General features: G+C 57.4%; 1 protein-coding gene and 1 pseudogene. Both read right to left on the reverse strand.

The window, feature by feature from the left end; genetic code table 11:
* A pseudogene (locus tag E4K65_RS46680) lies at positions 1-436 on the reverse strand (ornithine cyclodeaminase family protein); the annotation flags it as partial.
* Between the two features lie 403 nt (positions 437-839).
* The coding region (locus E4K65_RS46685; protein WP_135179761.1) for an aminotransferase class III-fold pyridoxal phosphate-dependent enzyme at positions 840-1156 on the reverse strand (317 nt) is incomplete at its 5' end.

Here is a 1156-nt window from a genome sequence, read left to right on the forward strand (position 1 = left end):
ACTTTGCTTGCATCCCCGCACCCAGGATTGCAGCCACGAAAGCATCCTTGCGGGCGAGATACTTCGCTGCTACTGCACCAGCGGCGGCCGTACGCACGTCGGTCAAATAGCCGTTGTCCAGTAACAGCGCTTGTACCAGACCGGTTTTGCTTGAAAGCAGCACCATCATGCCGTTGGTGCTCGGCAGTCCAATCTTGGGGTTGTCAAAAAAGCCAGGGCTTATTTTAATGGCGAAGCCGTCGACGCCGGGCACATAGGCTGTCTTGACGTCCACCTCGCCTCTATGTTCGGGAATATCCAGCCGAAGAATTGGCGGCATCGCGACTTTTTTGGTGGCAAGCGAATGGAATGCATCTTCGATGCATTGCACCGCCTTGAGATCGAGCGGCACGATTTGCTTAAGATCGCGTTCTGTCAGGAGTTTCATTCTTCGCATCAAACATCCTCCCTAAACGGATTGCTGTTCCCGTTTGTGGCACGGCGATACGGTTCCATGTGATATTGCAGCCAGAGATCCCGAGCGGGACCCTCGCAATCCAGCATCTTGCGGGCGAGCAGCGCCGCCGTGCCTACAGCGCTGGCTCCTTCGAGGATTTTGCGGTCTTTCTCGTAAGCATGACAAACCCCGGCCGCACCCTCACTCTTACTTAGCAGCACCGCGTCATCCAGCAGAGCTCGACACATGCGAACGCCATCTTGTTATCGAGACCAATACCACCAGACCCTTGCCCCGCCCAGCGTCGCGGGCGGGGATGCGTTGCTTAAGTCAGCCCGCCGCGAACACGGCGCCAGCGCCCCCAGATCCAGCCCGCAGCGTTTCTGCAGGATACAGCCGAGCTTCAAGGAACTCGCGATTCTTTCGCGAGTTCGTCCATCACTTGCTTAGTCGCTCGATACGCCAGATCAACAATCTCGTCGATCTCACTCTCGGACACAACGAGCGGGGGGGCAAAGCCCAGAATATCTCCGTGCGGCATTGCTCGTGCGATAAGCCCCCTATCACGAGCAGCCTTTGAGATTCGGGCGCCCACCTTTAGCTGCGGATCAAATCGCCGTTTCGTCTGGCGATCCGCAACGAACTCGATCGCTCCAAGCAAGCCCACGCCCCGAACTTCGCCGACGATTTCTAGCTGGGCAAACCGCTCTTTTAGGCGCT

This window comes from Bradyrhizobium niftali (genome assembly GCF_004571025.1).
GTDB classification, from domain to species: domain Bacteria; phylum Pseudomonadota; class Alphaproteobacteria; order Rhizobiales; family Xanthobacteraceae; genus Bradyrhizobium; species Bradyrhizobium niftali.